The organism is Micromonospora terminaliae, assembly GCF_009671205.1.
Taxonomy (GTDB): Bacteria; Actinomycetota; Actinomycetes; order Mycobacteriales; family Micromonosporaceae; genus Micromonospora; species Micromonospora terminaliae.
This window is the reverse complement of record NZ_CP045309.1, coordinates 2,347,808-2,362,664: the sequence shown is the minus strand read 5'-3', so window position 1 is coordinate 2,362,664 and position 14,857 is coordinate 2,347,808. Positions and strand designations below refer to the sequence as shown.

Genomic DNA, 14,857 nt, shown 5'->3' with positions numbered 1-14,857 from the left:
GCCAATCAGCGGAGCCGGCGGCGATCAAGACCGCGGACCCGTTCGGTGCCGGTCACCCGTCCAGGCCGGCGTAGGCTCGTAGCGCCTCGTGGGTCGTCGGCAGGCCGTGTTGGCGGAGCGGGCCCTGAGGCCCCGAGGGGCCGAACACCTGCGGGTTGTCGATGAGCCAGGCGACCACGGCCCGCTGCGCCGACGTCAGTTCCGCGAAGGCCCGGCCGTGGTCCCGCTCCATCCGCGGGAACGCGCGCGCCAGCACCACGTTGAAATGGTTGTGCCAGTTCGACGTGGGTTGCTCGGCGAGCGCCGCCGCGACGAGGTCCGACCGCACCTCCTCGGCCACCGGCGCGGCGAAGGCGTCGAGCACGTCGAGTGCCACATGGCTGGGGCTCGCACCCCAGATCGTCTCCGCGGCGTCCGGTCGGCGAATGGCCGCCCATCGGCGTAACTCGGCCACTGCCGGGCCCGGCACCTGTTCACCGGCCAGCTGCGCCCACGCCACGGCGGCCGCCCAGCTCAGGTCGGGATCCGCGCCGCCAAGGTTCCGGTCGAGCAGGTTCACGACCGGCTGCGTCAACGCGCCACCGACCAGCCCCAGCGCGATCAGCGCCCCGCCGACGATCGACGCCGGGCGCTGCTCGTCGGAGGCGATGGCGAGCAGGCGGGGGCGGATCGACGCCGACTCCTCCGAGAACCAGGCCAAGGCATGGATCGCCTCCCCGACCACGTCGGCGTCCGCGTCGGTCAGGCAGGTCAACAGCAACGGGACGCCGGCCCGGACGGCGTCGTACGTGGCGAGCGCGTACCGGCGCTCGATGAGGCGCAGCTCGGACCTGGTCAGCGGAGGAGGCTGCCGCTGCCCGGTACGGACGACCTCGTACCAGTCGCTGATCGCCTCCGACCAGCGGCGCCAGGTCTCCTCGGGTACCTGGGCCAGGTCGTTGCGGAGGCTGCCGACGGGGAAACCGGTGGCCGGTATGTGGTACGGCGTGTAACCGACAGCGAGGCAGGAGAGCAGCTGGATGACCTCGTGCCGGGCGGGTGTGGCGGGGTCGGCCACCACCTCCAGCAGGAACGGGACCGCGTGCGCGCTGGCCTCGTAGCGGGTGCCCTGGTGGTAGATGTTGCCGTACAACTCGTACATCGCCGCGCGACGGGCCTCCGGGTCTGACGACCGCAGATCGCGGATGAGGCCGGGCACGTCATCGGCGCTTCCGTAGGCGTGCGTCAACGACGCCCAGTCGACGCTGTCCAGATCACGTAGCACGCGGCGCATTCTCCACGCCGGACCGATCCGCCGCAGTCCCGGGTGCACCGGCCACCCGAGCCGGCCGGCACCGGGTGCCGGCCGGCTTCGCCGGGCGGGAGGATCAGTCGGTGCCCTGGTCGTGCGGGACGGTGACGGTGACGGTGCAGCCGACCGGCCGGCCGATCTCGTCGTGGCCGGCGTACGTGAGCTGGTAGACGCGGTCCCCGCCGTCACCGGCCCGCTCGGCCCGCAGCTTCCCGCTCGTGTCCGGCGTACCGGTGACGAAGTCGCTGACGTCGGCGGCGTCGCCGCCGGTCACGCCGGTGAGGGTGAACGCCTTCGGGCCGAGCACGCCGTCGTGCAGGTCCGCAGTGACGGTGACGTCGACCAGCTCGTGGTTCGGCGGCCACAGGACCGGGCGGTCGACGGCGCAGTCGAGCTGCCGTACCGGCAGCGGATTCGCCAGGGTGGCGGTGGCGTGCCCGATGGTGGCGGTGAGCCGGCCCCCGGCCTCGTAGTACATGTGCGCGGTCCGGCCGTCGAAGTAGAACGTCGGCGCGGCGGAGCGGCCGAGGTCGGGAGCCTGGGTCATCGAGTCGTGCACGACGCCCAGGTGGACCTCCTGGTCGAAGTCCTCCCCCACGTCCACAGCGTGCATGTTGCCGTCGGCGGCGTGGTAGATGACCAGGTTGCGGTCGTTCCACCGCAGGAAGAACGGTCCGGAGGCGTTGGGGCCCTCGTCGCCCTGCGGGGTCACGATGGGGTCGGGCTGCATGGTCCAGGTGCGGGCGTCGTTGGAGACCGCCCAGCGGATCCGGCGGGACACCGGCCCGGTCGGGCCGGGCGCCCCACCGGTGGGGTTGTCCATGAAGACCATGAGGTACCGGGTGCCCAGGCGCGGCACGGACTGCTCGAACACCCGTGCGTAGGAGGTCTCGCCCCCGGTCGTCTCGTTCCGGCTGACCGCCGTGCCGCCGTAGCTGAAGTGGATGCCGTCGTCGGAGGTCGCGTACCGGGTGATCGAGTTCTCGCCGTGAAAGTAGAGGAAGAGCTTGCGCTCGCCCTCGACCCACACGGCGTGCGGCGAGGAGATGTGGCTGACGGTGGAGTAGTACGGCAGCCAGGTGTTGCTGATCAGGGGGTTGGCGGTGTACTCGGTCCACGGACCGTCGATCGAGTCGGAGTACGCGAGGGCGATGCCGCCGGGGCGCTCGTGCGGCGCGTAGTACAGGTAGTAGGTGCCGAGCGGGTTGGGGAAGTAGTCGGCGGCCCGGATGACGCTCGGGAAGATGAACTCGTTCGTCGGGTTGTAGGCGAGGGCGCTCTTGTCGAACGCGGTGCCCTGGTAGGTGAACCGGGGGAAGTCGAGCCCGGTATCGGCGGCGGCCGGTGCGGCTCCGGCCAGCGCGGCGACGAGCAGGCCGGCGCCGGTCGTGGCCAGGGCGGCGCGCCGGGAGGACGGAACGGTTGGCTTCGTCATGCGGCTTCCTCTTCGGTCGGTGCGATCGGGTGACCGTTCGCGAGCAGGGCGGAATGACTCTCAGTAAGAAGACAGGGGTCATCGATCGGCGGACGCGTCCTGGCGTTGCCGTGCTAATACGTATTAGCATCTATGTTTCTCGAATGTTGCTCGCTGCGCGACGCTTCTGTCAAGAGGAGGCCCCGGCGCGGCGCCGATCGGCTCGGGCGACCGGCCAGGCCGACGGCGACCGGATCGCTAATGCGCATTACTCCTGCGGGTTCATCGTCCCGAAATCTCTCGGTCACCTCTTGACACGCGCCTGTCCACCGGCCAGGCTCCTTCCCAACGCCGAGCGCTAATACGCATTAGCCGCACCGGAAGGACCCGACGTGACCGCTCCCCTCAGACGCGTCACCCAGCGTGACATCGCGCGGATGGCCGGCGTCAGTCAGGCGACGGTGTCGCTGGTGCTCAACAACCGCACCGACGCCGACGTCCGCATCGCCCCGGAGACCCGGGACCGGGTGCTGCGGGTCATCGCCGAGACCGGCTACGCCGCCGACCCCGTGGCGCGCCGGCTCGCCTCGCGGTTCAACCGGATCATCGGCGTCTTCACGTACGAGCCCGCCTTCCCCAGCGGCAGCCGCGACTTCTTCCACCCGTTCCTGCTCGGCATCGAGGAGTACGCCGAGCGGGTCGGCTGCGACCTGCTGCTGTTCACCAGCGCGCCGGTCGTGGACGGCCGGCGCCGCATCTTCCACCAGGACAACCGGCTGCGCCTGGCCGACGGGTGCATCCTGCTCGGGCGCGAGATCGACGGCGCGGAGCTGCAGCGGCTCAACGCGGACGGATTTCCGTACGTCGCCGTCGGCCGACGCGACGACGCCGGCGGGCCGGTGCCCTACGTCGGCGCCGACTACGCCGCCGCGGTGGCCCGGCTCGTCGAGGCGGCGCTGCGGCACGGGCACCGCCGCCTGACCTACGTGGGCATGGGCATGACCGCCGAGTCCTCGCAGGACCGGCGCCAGGGTTTCGCCGCCGCCGCGGCCACCGCCGAGAGCGCCCACCAGGTGGCCGCCGCGCCCGGGGCGGCCGACGCCACCCTCGACGACCTGCTGGCCGACGGCAGCACGGCGGCCTTCGTGGAGGATTTCGCCACGGCGGTCGCGCTGGAGGCCGCCGCCCGCCGGCGTGGCCTGACCGTGCCCGGCGACCTGTCGATCGTGACCCTCGGCGACCCGACCGTCCCCGTCCCCACCGACATCGTCTTCACCGGCTTCCGCATCCCCCGCGAGGAGATGGGCCGGCAGTCGGTCGAGGTGCTGACCGGCGTCATCGACGGCAGCGCGGGCGGCCTCCAGCAGCGACTTCTCCCCTGCGAACTCGTCGAGGGCAGCACCCTCGGCACCCCTGATCCGGCGGTCGACCGGCCCTGAGCCGTCGGCCGCGCAACTGGAAGGAAGCAAGTGGTCATCATGCGTGCGGACGTCCTCGTCGTCGGGGGCGGACTGGGCGGTGTCGCCGCGGCGCTCGCCGCGGCCCGGACCGGCCGATCCGTCATCCTGACCGAGGAGTTCGACTGGCTCGGCGGGCAGCTCACCAGCCAGGCCGTCCCGCCGGACGAGCACTCCTGGATCGAGCAGTTCGGTGCCACCGCCAGCTACCGGGCGCTGCGCAACGGCATCCGCGACTACTACCGTCGCCACTTCCCGCTGACCGAACGGTCCCGGGCCTGGACCGACCTCAACCCGGGCGCGGGCTGGGTGAGCCGGCTGTGCCACGAGCCGCGGGTGGCCGTCGCCGTGCTCGAGGAGATGCTCGCCCCGTACCGCGGTTCGGGCCGGCTGCGGGTGCTGCAGCCGTACCGGCCGGTGGCCGCGGAGACCGACGGCGACCGGGTGACCGGCGTGACGCTGGCGCACCGCGACCGGGACGAGCGGATCGACGTGGTCGCGCCGTACGTCCTGGACGCCACCGAGACCGGCGAGTTGCTGCCGCTGACCGGCACGGAGTACGTCACCGGGTTCGAGTCGCGGGCGGAGACCGGTGAGCCGAGCGCCCCGGCCGAGGCCCAGCCCATGAACATGCAGGCGGTCTCCGTCTGCTTCGCCATCGACCACGTCGACGGCGACCACACCATCGACCGGCCGGCCGGATACGACTTCTGGCGCGACTACAAGCCCGACTTCTGGGGCGACCGGCTGCTGTCCTGGAAGTCGCCGCACCCGCGCACCCTGGAGATCGTCGAGCGCAGCTTCACCCCCAACCCGGACGACGACCCGCTGAGCGTCAACGCCGACCAGCGCGTCAACCCCGGCGACGGCAACCTGTGGACGTTCCGCCGCATCGCCGCCCGGCGCAACTTCACCGACGGCGCGTACGGCAGCGACATCACCCTGGTCAACTGGCCGATGATCGACTACTTCGAGGGCCCGGTCATCGACGTGCCGAACGCGTCGTGGCACCTGGCCAAGGCCCGCGAGCTGTCGTACTCGGTGCTCTACTGGCTGCAGACCGAGGCGCCCCGGCCCGACGGCGGCACCGGCTTCCCGGGCCTGCGGCTGCGCGGCGACGTGACCGGCAGCGCCGACGGCCTGGCCCAGGCCCCGTACATCCGCGAGTCCCGCCGGATCCGGGCCGAGTACACCGTCGTCGAGCAGGACCTGTCCCTGGCGGTCCGGGGCGACCACGGCGCGGTCAGCTACCCGGACCCGGTGGGCGTGGGCATGTACCGGATCGACCTGCACCCGTCGACCGGCGGCGACAACTACATCGACGTCGGCTCCTGCCCGTTCGAGATCCCGCTCGGCGCGCTGATCCCGCAGCGGATGGAGAACCTGCTGCCGGCCGGCAAGAACATCGGCACCACCCATGTCACCAACGGCAGCTACCGGCTGCACCCCGTCGAGTGGAACATCGGCGAGGTCGCCGGCCTGCTCGCCGACTTCTGTCTGGCGCGGGGCGAGTCCCCGCGTGCGGTCCGCAACACCCCCCGTCTGCTGGCCGACTTCCAGGACCGCCTCACCGCCGCCGGCGTGGAACAGCGCTGGCCGCGGATCGCGGGCTACTGAACACACACCCCCGGTGAGGAGAAGATTGTGAGAGCACGAAAGGCCCTGCGCGGCATCGCCGTAGCGCTGGCCGGCGCGCTCGCCCTGACCGCCTGCGGCGGCGGCGGTGGCGAGTCCGCCGACAACGGCCCGGCGAAGCTGCGGATGACCGTCTGGTCCGCCAACGAGGCGCACCTCAAACTGTTCAACGAGATCGCTGACGAGTACCGCAAGAGCCACCCGGACGTCGCGGAGATCAAGTTCGACCCGCTGCCGTTCGACAACTACACCACCACCCTGACCACCCAGATCGCCGGCGGGAACGCGCCCGACCTCGCCTGGGTGTTCGAGAACTCCGCCCCCGACTTCGTCGCCTCGGGCGCCCTGCAGCCCCTGGACGACACGCTCAAGAAGGCCGAGGGCTACCAGTACGACGACCTCTCCCCCGCCACGCTCAAGCTCTGGCAGAACGACGGGAAGCTCTACGCGTACCCGTTCTCGACCTCGCCGTTCGGGGTCTTCGTCAACACCGACATGGTCAAGAAGGCCGGGCAGAAGACCCCGGCCGAGCTGATCGCGGCCGGGCAGTGGACCTGGGACAACGCCCTGGCCACCGCCGCTGCGGCCGGGGCGAAGTCCGGCAAGGCCGGCCTGGTCATCCGGGACTTCGACTACAAGGGCTGGGACAACCTGTCCACCTTCTGGACCGGGTGGGGTGCCCAGGCCTGGAGCGAGGACGGCAAGACCTGCGGGTTCAACAGCCCCGAGATGGTCGAGGCCATGACCACCCTGCACAAGGCCACCTTCACCCAGAAGGCGCTGCCCGGCCCGGGCACGACGGCCGACTTCTTCGCCGGTGACTCGGCCATGACGGTCACCCAGATCTCCCGCGCCTCGCTGCTGAAGGACGGCGGCTTCGGGTGGGACCTGGTGCCGCTGCCGGCCGGGCCGAAGGGCAACTACGCGGTGGTCGGCCAGGCCGGCCTCGGGGTGATGAAGAAGAGCCCGCACGCCAAGCAGGCGGCCGACTTCCTGGCCTTCTTCACCAACCCGACGAACTCGGCGAAGCTCGCCCAGTTCTTCCCGCCACCCCGGCAGTCCCAGCTGACCGCCGAGACGCTCGCGAAGACGAACCCGAAGCTCAAGCCGGAGCAGCTGCAGAAGGTCGTCATCGACGGCATCACCAACGGCGTGGTGAAGCCCAGTCACGCCGGCCAGGCCGAGCTGAGCCAGCAGGTCCGCGCGGGCCTCGACCCGCTGTGGCAGCCGAACGCGGACGTCAAGGCCGTGCTCGACGGCGTCTGCGCCAAGATCCAGCCGCTGCTGGCGAAGTAGGGCTGAGGACCATGACCCAGACGGACACCAGGGTGGGCCCGGCGACTGCCGGGCCCACCCCGGGCCGGGCCCGGCCGTTCTGGACCACCCGTCGCCGGGACCAGCTCACCGGTTACCTGTTCATCACCCCGCAGCTGCTCGGCAGCGCCGTCTTCGTGATCCTGCCGCTGGTCCTCGTGGTCTGGTACAGCCTCCACGAGTGGAACGTGCTCGCCGGGACCTTCGACTTCGTGGGCACCGACAACTACCAGGCTCTCGCGGACGACCCCAACCTCGGCGCGGTGCTGCGCGCCACCGGGCTGTTTTCGGTCGGCCTCGTGGTGTTCAACCTCGCCCTCGCGCTGCTGCTGGCCGTCCTGCTCAACCAGAAGCTGCGGGGCACGATCCTGTTCCGCACACTGTTCTTCTCCCCCGTGGTCGTCTCGCTGGTGGCGTGGACCATCGTGTGGGGCTTCCTGCTGCAGGACAACGGCGGGCTGAACAGCCTGCTCGACACCGTCGGCGTCGACGGGCCGAACTGGCTGCGCGGGGAGGGAACCGCGATGCTGTCGGTGATCGTCGTGCAGGTGTTCAAGAACGTCGGCCTGAACATGGTGCTGTTCCTGGCCGCCCTGCAGGGCGTGCCGGCCGAGCTGTACGAGGCCGCGCAGGTCGACGGGGCGAGCCGGCTGCGGCAGTTCTGGCGGATCACCGTGCCGCTGATCAGCCCGACGATCATGCTCACCTCGATCATCACCGTGGTCGGGTCGCTGCAGGTCTTCGCACAGATCGCGGTGCTCACCCAGGGCGGGCCGGGCACGTCGACGACGGTGCTCGTCTACTACCTGTACCAGCAGGCCTTCCAGTTCCATCACTTCGGCTACGGCGCCACGCTGTCGATCGTCCTGTTCGCCATCGTGCTCGCCCTCACCGTGCTGCAGTGGCAGATGCGCAAGAGGTGGGTCTTCCATGAGTCGTGACCTGTCGCGGCGGACCAAGCTGGTGCTCTACGGGGTGCTGCTGGTCCTGGCGATCCCGTTCGTCTTCCCCACGTGGTGGATGGTCACCTCGTCGCTGAAGCCGGTGGCGGACATCTTCGCCTTCCCGCCGGACCTGCTGCCGACCAACCCGCGGCTCGACGCGTACCGGCGGGTGTTCGAGCTGCAGCCGTTCGGGCAGCAGTACCTGAACAGCCTCTACATCGCGCTGGTGGTCACGGTCGGCACCCTGGCCGTGTCGGCCCTGGCCGGGTACGCCTTCGCGCGCATCCGGTTCCGCGGCCAGAACGTGTTGTTCCTGGTCGTCCTCGCGGGCCTGCTCATCCCCAGCGAGGTGACGATCGTGCCGCTGTTCCAGATGTTCTTCAAGCTCGGCCTGGTCAACACCCACTGGCCGCTCATCCTGGTGCCGATCTTCGGCGCGCCCAGCGTGCTGGCGACGTTCATCATGCGGCAGTTCTTCATCAGCCTCCCCGGCGAGCTGGAGGAGGCGGCCCGGGTCGACGGGCTGGGCCGGTTCGCCACCTTCTGGCGGATCGCCCTGCCGCTGTCGCGGCCGGCGCTCGGCGCGGTGGCCATCTTCACCTTCCTGCACAGCTGGAACCTCTACCTGGAACCGATCGTGTTCCTCTCCTCGCCGGAGAAGTTCACGCTGCCCCAGGCGCTCACCCAGTTCGTCGACGCCTACGGCGGCCCGATGTGGGACGTGCAGCTGGCCGCCGCGTCGATGACCGCGCTGCCGGTCCTCGTGGTGTTCGTCATCGCGCAGAAGCAGTTCGTCGAGGGCCTCGCGCACACCGGTCTCAAGGGATGACGGCGCCGGTCGTCGGCATCGACATCGGCGGCACGAAGACGGCGGCCGCGCTGGTCGACCGGGACGGGCGGGTGCGGGCGCGCCGCGAGGCCCCCACGCCCGCCCGGTCCGGGCCCGAGGCCGTGCTGGACGGCGCCGCGCGGCTGGCCGCCGGCCTGCTCGCCGCGGCCCCCGGGCCGGTGGGGGTGGGCACGGCGGGCACGGTCGACCCCGCGACGGGCGGCATCCGGTACGCCACCGACAGCCTGCCCGGCTGGGCGGGCACCCCGGTCGCGGACGCGCTGGCCGACCGGCTGGACCGGCCCGTGCGGGTCACCAACGACGTGAACGCCGCCGCGCTCGGCGAATGCTGGGCCGGCGCCGGACGGGACCGCACCCACGTGCTGCTGGTGGCCGTGGGCACCGGGCTGGGCGGGGCCATCGTCCGCGGCGGCCGGGTCGAGGCCGGTGCCCGCGGCGCCGCCGGCGAGGTGGGGCACCTGCCGGCACCGGGCGCCGGGCGACTGCGGTGCGGATGCGGCCGGCACGGGCACCTCGAGGCGATCGCCTCGGGCAGCGGGCTGGCCGCCGCGTACACCCTCGCCACCGGAACGCGGGTCACCGGCCGGACCGTGGCGGACCGCGCGGCGGCCGGCGACGCGGTCGCACGGCGGGTCGTGGACCGGGCCGGAGGCGCCCTCGGCGCGGCCCTGGCGGGGCTGGTGGCCCTGCTCGATCCGGACGCCGTCCTCGTGGCCGGCGGCGCGGCCGGCGCGCTGCTGCCCGCCGCGTCGGCCGCCTACGCCGCCGAACTGCCGGCCGGCTGGGCCGGCGTGCCGCTGCGGCCCGCCGCGCTGGGCGCCGACGCCGTCCTGGTCGGCGCGGCCCGGCTGGCCATGGACAGTCACGACCTCGAAAGGACCAGCGAGTGAACGCGCTCGACGAACTGGCCGGTGGGCTGGTGGTGTCCTGCCAGCCGCTGCCCGACGACCCGGACGACCCGATGCGGGACCCGTACGTCCAGGCACGGGTCGCGGCCGCGGTGGTCCGCGGCGGCGCCGTGGCGGTCCGGGTCAACGGGCCGGATGACATCGCCGCGGTACGCCCCGTCGTCGACGTGCCGTTGATCGGGCTGTACAAGCACGGCACCGAGGGCGTCTTCATCACCCCGACCGCGGCGCACGCCCTCGACGTGGCGCTGGCCGGCGCGGACATCATCGCGATCGACGCCACGGACCGCCCCCGGCCGGACGGCCGCACCTTCGGCGACACGGTCCGCCTGATCCGGGAGCGGACCGACGCGCTGATCCTGGCCGACATCTCGACCGCGGCCGAGGGTGTCGCCGCCGTCGAGGCCGGCGCGGACGCCGTCGCCACCACGCTGTCCGGCTACACGCCGGCCAGCCCACCGACTGACGGGCCCGACCTCGGGCTCGTGGCGCGACTCGTCGCACAGCTGTCCGTGCCGGTGATCGCCGAAGGGCGGTACCGCACCACGGAACAGATCGGCCGGGCCTTCGCGGCGGGGGCGCACGCGGTGGTGATGGGCAACGCCGTTACCTCACCGCTGTGGATCACCCGCCGGCTCGTGCCGGCCACCCCCCGTGGGGCGAGCGCGCGGGAGAAGAGGGAGTGAGCATGAGAAGACGTACCCTCCTGGCCACCGGCGTGGCCGGGCTGGCCACCGTGGCCATCGGCCGGCCGGCCCTCGCCGGGCCCGCCGGGCGGCAGCCGACCGTGGCGCTGGTGCCGCTGGACGACCGGCCGGTCAACACCTACGCCCCGCAGATGACCGCGGCGAGCGCCGGCGCCGAGGTGCAGCTGCCGCCGCGGGAGTTGCTGGGCCGCTTCTTCACCCCCGGCGACGGGGCCGCCATCGCCCGTTGGCTTGGCGCCACGGGCGACGCCGACGGGTACGTGATCTCGGTGAGCATGCTCGCCTACGGCGGCCTGATCGCCTCCCGGACGGCCGCACCGACCCTGGCCGCCGCCCTGGACAACCTGGCCGCCGTCCGGAACCTGCGCGCCACCCGGCCGGACGCCGTGATCGAGGTGCACGACACCATCCAGCGCCTCGCCATCACCAGCACCGGCACCGACCTGGACCGGTACCGCGACGCGCTGGTCAGCTGGGCGAAGCTCTACGACCAGGTGGTCAACCTCGGGCAGGAGGAGCTGCGGGCCCAGCTCGACGCCGTCCGGGCGCAGATCCCCGACCAGGTCGTCGAGGACTATCTCGCCGCGCGAGCCCGCAACCACCAGGTCAACCGGTTGATGATCGAGTGGGTGGCCGACGGCACCATCAGCCACCTCGTGCTCTCCGAGGACGACACCGCGCCGGTCGGGCTGGCCCGGGCGGAGCGGGTGGAGCTGGAGGCGCTCGTCGCCCGGCTCGGCGTCGGCGACCGGGTGGAGATCTTCCCGGGCGCCGACGAGGTGGACGCGTTGCTGGTGGCCCGGGTGATCGCGGCCGGCACGACGCCCACCTACCGGGTGGAGTACGCGGGCGTCTCCGGCGAGGACTGGACCGCCCAGCTGGAGGGCATCCCGTTCGCGGAGAACATCCGCCGGCACGTGGCCGCTGTGGGCGGCCGGGTCGTCGGCGGCGACGCGGACATCGTGCTCGCCGTGAACACCCCCTCGGCGGCGCCCGCCCGGCGGGCCGCCGACCTGGACGCCTTCGTCGGGCGGATCGGCGCGCTGCTGGCCGCCGGCACCCCGGTCGTCGTGGTGGACCCGCTCATCGTCAACAAGGCCGACCACGAGCTGGTCGCGCGAATGGAGAGCGGCCTGGACCTGGCCGCGCTGCTGTCGTACTCGGGGTGGAACACCGGCGGCAACGCCCTCGGACTGGCGCTCGGGCACGGCACCGCGCGGTGGGCGTACCTGCGTTCCTCGGGCAGCGGCTTCGGCGTGCCCGAGCTGCGGGGGCCCGGCCGGGCGCACGCCGAATACCTGCTCTACCGGTTCGTCAAGGACGACCCGTGGAAGAACATCGTGCAGGTCGAGGCGTACGCGCACGCGCGGGCGCAGGGCTGGGATCCGCTTGCGCTCAAGCCGGAGCAGAAGAGCTATTTCGACGGCTGGGTACGCGAGCGGCTGGTGCCGCTGACCGAGCGGTACTTCGCCGACCACTTCGCGGGGCACCGCGTGGTGCTGGGCCGGCGCGGCGCGACGACGTTCACGGCGACGCTGACGCGCTTCGAGTCGGCGCGCGTCGAGTTGCCGTGGGACCGGCTCTTCGAGGTGATCCTGGAGCCCCGGCTGCAGCTGTCCTGACCGGCAGACGGTCGCGCCGGCGCTGACCCGCCGGCGCGACCGGCCCGGCGCCGGACCGGTCCACGGCCGTCCGGCCTCAGTCGGTGAGGCGCAGCAGTGCCCGGCCGGGGAACGGCCGGCCGTTCTCCCCCTCCCAGGTGGCCAGGTGCCGCTTCTTCTCGGCGGGCGACGGCGCCAGGAAGTCGAAGTAGCGGAGGATCACGTCGCGGGCCTCGTCGACGGTGTAGGTCGTCCCGGACGGCACCGGCCCGAGGCTCTCCACGGTCACACCATCGGGCGTGCAGCGCACCACGGCGGAGTTTCCCTCGAACTCCTCGTACGCGGACCGTCCGGACGTCACATCGTCGATGCACTGCAGCAGCTCCAGGCAGTCCGGGGCGTACGTCTGGATGTCGCTCACCAACTGGGAGCCCAGGTCGCGGAAGTGCCCGTTGCGCGTCGTCATGGAAGGCGCGCCGTACTGGTTCCGCTGGAACTCGATGCCGTCCTGCATGTGTCAGTTGCCCCCCGCCACCGGCCAGGCCGAATACCACGTCGTGCCGCCGGGATTGTAGAAGCCCTCCACCAGCAGCCCGTTGGCCCTACCCTGCCACTTGTTCGGATCCCCGGGGTGGGGACCCCCCGCCCGGAACGCGCCCTCGATGGTCTCGTCGACGCGCTGGGGTGTCCAGTTGTCGGGGAAGAACGTGCTGGCGCCCCGCTTCTGGCGCCAGACGCCGGTCGCGTCCTGCACGTCGACCCGGGCCCGGTACGTGCCGTCGACGTAGCGCTCCAGGATCATCTCCCGCCCGTTGGCGTCGACCCGGACCCGCGCTCCCGGCGGGTTCTCGCCGAGGAAGCGGTGGTGGAAGCCGGTGCCGCGGGGCGGGCTGGCGTTGGTGTTGACGTGGCCGCGGAAGACGTGCTCGTAGCGGCGGTGGCGCATCCGCGCCCGGAGCCACTTCTCCACGGGCCGGAACAGGCCGGCCTTGCCGCGGCTACCCACCGAGCACCGCGTCGGTCGCCATGGTCAGCAACTGGTCGATGAGGGCGCCGGTGATGAGTTTGAAGATCGGGATCTCCAGCAGCGACGCCCCGAAGGTGACCGCGGCCGTCGCGATCGCCTGCGCGATCTGGATGGCCAGCAGCGTCAGCTGCACGATCACGTTGATCTTCAGCGCGAGCACGATGCCGGCGCACACCATCAGCCCGGCACCGATCAACGCCGCGGCGCCGGCGCCGTCGTCGAGGTTCGTCTTCGCCGAGTCGCCCGCCTCCCAGGTCGCCTGGAAGCGCTCGACGGCGGAGTCGCGATTGTCGGTCCAGACCTGCCGCGCCGACCGATCGGCCTCGGCCACGGGAGCCGCCAGGCGGTCGGGGAACGCCAGCCACGCCTGCCCCATCTCCAGCAGCTTCGTCTCGTCGGCCTCGGGCCAGGTGTACCCGAGCACGCCCAGCAGGGACACCAACTCGGCGGGAAGCGTCATGCCCATGGTCAGCCCAACATCTCGCGCAGGCGGCCGAGGTGCTCGGCGATGGCCCGCTCGGTCTCCTGGTAGTTCATGCCCATCACCCGGCTCAGCTTGCCGATGTCCTCGATCTCGACCACGTTGGCGTCGTAGGTCTCCATCGCCAGGTCCCGGATCGTCTCGTACACCATGCCGATGAGCGAGCCCAGATCGTCGCCGCCCCAGGGGGCGCCGAAGGCCGCCAGTTCGGCGTTGAAGGCGGCGACCGCGGAGCGGATGCGCTGCGCGGCGGCGAGGATGTCGTCGCCCGCGTCGATGATCCCTTCCGGGTTGATCTCGATCTCACCGGTCATCGCCTGTCACCCCGACCCTCGCTCATCGTCACGGCTCCCGGATGCGCGCCATGATGCCGGTCAACGCCCCGGTCAGCGCGGCCATCTGCCGCGCGCTGGCATCCTGCAGCTCGGCCACCCGGCGGGCGAGGTCCTCCCCGACCGGCCCCACCGGTACGGCGTCCGCCGTCTCCACCTCGTCCAGCGCCCGGTTCACCGCCTCGACGACCAGCTCGCCGAGCTGCCAGGAGGCGAGCCGGCCGGCGCGCAGCTCCAGGCGTACGACGCGGCCGGCGGCGTCGACGTCCGCCGACACGTGTCCCGCGTCGTCGGATCCCACGCCCCGCCGCTCCGGCTCTTGGGACTCGCCGGCATCGGACGGGACTCCCCGCGCCGACCTGAGCACCTCCATGACGCCGCCGAGCAGGTCGGACGTTTCCTGGATGGGGACGTCGCCGCCGAGCCCGGTGCGCGGGCCCACCTTGGCGATCGCCTCGTCGAGCGCCCCCTGGAGGCGGCGCCACGCCAGGTCGCTCTCGGCGACGGCCGCCGCGAGACTGTCGGCCAGTCCGGACAGCTCCGGCATGGGCTCGGTGCTCACCGAGTCGGCGCGGGCAGCGGTGAGCGCGTTGTTCGCCGCCTCCGCGACGACGGGGGCGAGATCAGCACCGGACAGCCGCATCAGCTGCGCGGCCAGCTCGACGGACCGCAGGCGGCCCGCCGACGCGACGACTCTGACCTGCCCGTCCGCGGCGTCTCCGTGGCCCTCGGCGGCCGCCTCCGGCCGGAGCCGGTCCACCCGCTGCTCCGCCAGCTGCCGGCGGTAGGCACCCACCCGTCCCGCGATGTCCACATCGCCGTCGTCTGGCATCCCGTAGCCTCCCCGTCAGCGTCACCAAGACCCTAGCAACCGACACCGACCGTGGCGGCGTCGC

General features: G+C 72.2%; 15 protein-coding genes. 8 read left to right on the top strand and 7 right to left on the bottom strand.

All coding sequences use genetic code 11. From position 1 onward, the window contains the following. Positions 1 to 52: 52 nt before the first annotated feature. Both GCE86_RS10380 and GCE86_RS10375 read right to left on the bottom strand, forming a co-directional pair. On the bottom strand, positions 53 to 1,264 hold the full coding sequence (locus GCE86_RS10380; protein ID WP_154226751.1) for a hypothetical protein: 1,212 nt from the start codon (positions 1,262 to 1,264) through the stop codon (positions 53 to 55). 103 nt (positions 1,265 to 1,367) lie between these two features. Further along, entirely contained in the window at positions 1,368 to 2,726 is a 1,359-nt protein-coding gene (locus GCE86_RS10375) for a glycoside hydrolase family protein (protein ID WP_204342154.1), read from the bottom strand. 371 nt (positions 2,727 to 3,097) lie between these two features. Between GCE86_RS10375 and GCE86_RS10370 the strand changes: the two genes are divergently transcribed. The 8 genes from GCE86_RS10370 to GCE86_RS10335 are packed head-to-tail and all read left to right on the top strand — an operon-like array spanning position 3,098 to position 12,142. Next, positions 3,098 to 4,144, top strand: coding sequence for a LacI family DNA-binding transcriptional regulator (locus GCE86_RS10370; RefSeq protein ID WP_154226750.1), 1,047 nt, complete (start codon positions 3,098 to 3,100; stop codon positions 4,142 to 4,144). 39 nt (positions 4,145 to 4,183) lie between these two features. Next, positions 4,184 to 5,779 (top strand): FAD-dependent oxidoreductase, encoded by a 1,596-nt coding sequence (locus GCE86_RS10365; RefSeq protein ID WP_154226749.1) that lies wholly within the window; start codon positions 4,184 to 4,186, stop codon positions 5,777 to 5,779. A gap of 27 nt (positions 5,780 to 5,806) precedes the next feature. Then, positions 5,807 to 7,093, top strand: a complete 1,287-nt coding sequence (locus tag GCE86_RS10360) for an ABC transporter substrate-binding protein (protein WP_154226748.1) — start codon at positions 5,807 to 5,809, stop codon at positions 7,091 to 7,093. Positions 7,094 to 7,104: 11 nt separating this feature from the next. Then, on the top strand, positions 7,105 to 8,052 hold the full coding sequence (locus GCE86_RS10355) for a carbohydrate ABC transporter permease (RefSeq protein WP_154226747.1): 948 nt from the start codon (positions 7,105 to 7,107) through the stop codon (positions 8,050 to 8,052). Next, on the top strand, positions 8,042 to 8,884 hold the full coding sequence (locus tag GCE86_RS10350; RefSeq protein WP_091257740.1) for a carbohydrate ABC transporter permease: 843 nt from the start codon (positions 8,042 to 8,044) through the stop codon (positions 8,882 to 8,884). The genes GCE86_RS10355 and GCE86_RS10350 overlap by 11 nt, the downstream gene beginning before the upstream one ends. Then, complete coding sequence (locus GCE86_RS10345; protein WP_154226746.1) at positions 8,881 to 9,795, top strand: ROK family protein; 915 nt, start codon at positions 8,881 to 8,883, stop codon at positions 9,793 to 9,795. Before GCE86_RS10350 ends, GCE86_RS10345 begins: the two co-directional genes overlap by 4 nt. Continuing rightward, the gene (locus GCE86_RS10340) at positions 9,792 to 10,499 is read left to right on the top strand and encodes an N-acetylmannosamine-6-phosphate 2-epimerase (protein WP_154226745.1); all 708 of its coding nucleotides are present in this window, start codon (positions 9,792 to 9,794) and stop codon (positions 10,497 to 10,499) included. Before GCE86_RS10345 ends, GCE86_RS10340 begins: the two co-directional genes overlap by 4 nt. 2 nt (positions 10,500 to 10,501) lie before the next feature. Beyond that, complete coding sequence (locus tag GCE86_RS10335; protein WP_154226744.1) at positions 10,502 to 12,142, top strand: DUF4127 family protein; 1,641 nt, start codon at positions 10,502 to 10,504, stop codon at positions 12,140 to 12,142. A gap of 76 nt (positions 12,143 to 12,218) precedes the next feature. Here GCE86_RS10335 and GCE86_RS10330 read toward each other — a convergent pair whose 3' ends face one another. The 5 genes from GCE86_RS10330 to GCE86_RS10310 are packed head-to-tail and all read right to left on the bottom strand — an operon-like array spanning position 12,219 to position 14,793. Next, complete coding sequence (locus tag GCE86_RS10330) at positions 12,219 to 12,635, bottom strand: hypothetical protein (protein WP_154226743.1); 417 nt, start codon at positions 12,633 to 12,635, stop codon at positions 12,219 to 12,221. A gap of 3 nt (positions 12,636 to 12,638) precedes the next feature. Beyond that, entirely contained in the window at positions 12,639 to 13,127 is a 489-nt protein-coding gene (locus tag GCE86_RS10325) for an EndoU domain-containing protein (protein WP_091257731.1), read from the bottom strand. Further along, positions 13,120 to 13,608 (bottom strand): WXG100-like domain-containing protein, encoded by a 489-nt coding sequence (locus GCE86_RS10320; protein WP_420846461.1) that lies wholly within the window; start codon positions 13,606 to 13,608, stop codon positions 13,120 to 13,122. Before GCE86_RS10320 ends, GCE86_RS10325 begins: the two co-directional genes overlap by 8 nt. 8 nt (positions 13,609 to 13,616) lie before the next feature. After that, entirely contained in the window at positions 13,617 to 13,943 is a 327-nt protein-coding gene (locus GCE86_RS10315) for a WXG100 family type VII secretion target (RefSeq protein ID WP_154226741.1), read from the bottom strand. 28 nt (positions 13,944 to 13,971) lie between these two features. Then, a complete protein-coding gene (locus GCE86_RS10310) occupies positions 13,972 to 14,793 on the bottom strand; it encodes a hypothetical protein (protein WP_154226740.1) in 822 nt (273 codons plus the stop codon). Positions 14,794 to 14,857 lie beyond the last annotated feature (64 nt).

Bases quoted from the DNA above. Each gene is read 5' to 3' on its own strand.
- GCE86_RS10375 (WP_204342154.1), bottom strand. From the start codon at position 2,726: ATGACGAAGCCAACCGTTCCGTCCTCCCGGCGCGCCGCCCTGGCCACG.
- GCE86_RS10365 (WP_154226749.1), top strand. From the start codon at position 4,184: ATGCGTGCGGACGTCCTCGTCGTCGGGGGCGGACTGGGCGGTGTCGCC.
- GCE86_RS10355 (WP_154226747.1), top strand. From the start codon at position 7,105: ATGACCCAGACGGACACCAGGGTGGGCCCGGCGACTGCCGGGCCCACC.
- GCE86_RS10350 (WP_091257740.1), top strand. From the start codon at position 8,042: ATGAGTCGTGACCTGTCGCGGCGGACCAAGCTGGTGCTCTACGGGGTG.
- GCE86_RS10345 (WP_154226746.1), top strand. From the start codon at position 8,881: ATGACGGCGCCGGTCGTCGGCATCGACATCGGCGGCACGAAGACGGCG.
- GCE86_RS10335 (WP_154226744.1), top strand. From the start codon at position 10,502: ATGAGAAGACGTACCCTCCTGGCCACCGGCGTGGCCGGGCTGGCCACC.
- GCE86_RS10330 (WP_154226743.1), bottom strand. From the start codon at position 12,635: ATGCAGGACGGCATCGAGTTCCAGCGGAACCAGTACGGCGCGCCTTCC.
- GCE86_RS10320 (WP_420846461.1), bottom strand. From the start codon at position 13,608: ATGACGCTTCCCGCCGAGTTGGTGTCCCTGCTGGGCGTGCTCGGGTAC.
- GCE86_RS10315 (WP_154226741.1), bottom strand. From the start codon at position 13,943: ATGACCGGTGAGATCGAGATCAACCCGGAAGGGATCATCGACGCGGGC.
- GCE86_RS10310 (WP_154226740.1), bottom strand. From the start codon at position 14,793: ATGCCAGACGACGGCGATGTGGACATCGCGGGACGGGTGGGTGCCTAC.